The sequence below is a fragment of the Methylophaga sp. UBA4204 genome, from assembly GCF_002379485.1.
GTDB lineage: Bacteria > Pseudomonadota > Gammaproteobacteria > Nitrosococcales > Methylophagaceae > Methylophaga.
Map to the genome: position 1 here is coordinate 48,628 of NZ_DFTU01000108.1, position 1,800 is coordinate 50,427.

At 48.9% G+C, this 1,800-nt stretch carries 3 protein-coding genes; 2 read left to right on the forward strand and 1 reads right to left on the reverse strand.

Annotated features, from left to right (window positions below; translation table 11 throughout):
• The coding region (locus B3182_RS15865) for a penicillin-binding transpeptidase domain-containing protein (RefSeq protein WP_292753484.1) at positions 1-1,082 on the forward strand (1,082 nt) is incomplete at its 5' end.
• 19 nt (positions 1,083-1,101) lie between these two features.
• A complete protein-coding gene (locus tag B3182_RS15870) occupies positions 1,102-1,662 on the forward strand; it encodes a tetratricopeptide repeat protein (RefSeq protein WP_292411141.1) in 561 nt (186 codons plus the stop codon).
• Here the strand turns inward: B3182_RS15870 and B3182_RS15875 are convergent.
• Positions 1,663-1,800 (reverse strand): dihydrodipicolinate reductase C-terminal domain-containing protein (locus tag B3182_RS15875; RefSeq protein ID WP_292753487.1); only part of this gene is annotated, 138 nt, incomplete at its 5' end.

The following is a 1,800-nucleotide window of genomic DNA, read 5'->3' on the forward strand; positions in this document are numbered from 1 at the left end:
GAACCTATGGTGAAAGTCTGGCGAAACTTCAGGGCAGTATGGTGGTGACTGATCCACAAACAGGGGAAGTACTGGCGTTGATAGGCGATCGTAATACCCGCTACCAGGGATTCAACCGTGCCTTAGATGCCAGTCGGCCAATTGGTTCGCTTGTAAAACCTGCTGTTTACCTTACCGCTTTGGAGCAGGGATATACCCTGATAAGTGAACTGGACGACTCACCTTTCAGCCTGACCTTGCCCAACCAGCAAACCTGGTCCCCCAAGAACTATGATGGACAACCCCATGGCCTAGTCCCAATGCATGAGGCTTTGACCCATTCCTATAATCTGTCGACCGCGCAACTGGGCATGGAGCTGGGGGTAGAAAAAGTGATCGACACCCTGAAACGTCTCGGGGTTGATCGACCTATGGATGCATATCCATCATTATTATTAGGTGCGCAGAGTTTATCGACACTGGAAGTTGCCAGCATGTATCAGACGATTGCTGCAACCGGGTTTCAAATTCCACCTCGTACTATTCGGACTGTCACCGACAGCGCAGGTGAACCGCTTTCCAGCTATCCATTTCAATTACAAAAAAGTATTGATGAGAAACCCATGTTTTTGCTGCAGTACAATTTACAGCAAGTTACCCGAAGTGGTACCGGCCGTAGCATTTACCAACAGTTGCCGATTAATATCAATACTGCCGGCAAAACCGGAACATCAGATCAACAGCGTGACAGCTGGTTTGCCGGGTTTACCGGTAACCGTCTCGCTGTAGTCTGGCTGGGTCTGGATGATAATAGTCCGATGCCGATCACTGGTTCCAGTGGGGCCTTACGTGCTTGGACACGGTATATGGCAGAGGAACCGTTACAATCCTACGAACCGGTGATGCCTGAAGGTATTGAAATGCTCTGGATTGATCCGTTAAGCGGAAAACTTGCCGATGGTTTATGCGAGAATGCCACCCAAATCCCGTTTATCAGTGGCACACAACCGACAGAAACTGCTGCCTGTACCACACCGGAAGAAACTTTTATCGACAATCCAATCAAACGGTCAATCGATTGGGTCAAAGATATTTTCAGATAGGTCCGTTATGCCAATAACCATGCACAAAATGCTTTTTATTATGGCCAGCCTGGTCATGTTTTTATCTGCCTGTAGTACCACACCCGTCAGCCAAAGACCTGCGGTGGAGAGCAGAGATGTACCCGTATCTTCACCAACAACTGAATCAGCAAAAACCAGTCCAGTGCCAAGCCAGCAGGCTAATCCACAAGCCATGCCACTTCCACCGGACAAATCTACAGGCACTGATATACCTGCCACTATACCTGTTCCAGCACCAACCAATCCTGCCGTGCTGGCGTTATTAAGTGATGCAGAAAAATATCAACAGCAGGGAAACATGTCGGCAGCGCAATCACGTTTGCAGCGAGCCCAACGTATCGCCCCCAGCGATCCAAAAGTCTACTATCAGTTAGCCAAAGCACACTATGAACTGGAAGATTTTCGCCTTGCGGAACAAGTTGCTTTAAAAGGTCTGTCCTATGCCAAAGGCGATAATACCGAGCTGAAACGCTTCTGGTTATTATTGGCGGAGATTCGCACTAAAAAGGGCGATAAAGCTGGTGCCAAAACAGCGCGCGAACAGGCCGCCCGCTATTAATTAATTCCGCAGATCTAACACATCCTGCATATCAAACAGACCGGTTTGCTGTTGCATCAGCCATTTGGATGCACGCATGGCGCCGTAGGCAAAGGTCATTCGGCTTGATGCTTTATGGGTAATTTCCACCCGTTCGCC

Coding starts and splice junctions, on each gene's coding strand:
- B3182_RS15870 (WP_292411141.1), top strand. CDS start 1,102: ATGCACAAAATGCTTTTTATTATGGCCAGCCTGGTCATGTTTTTATCT.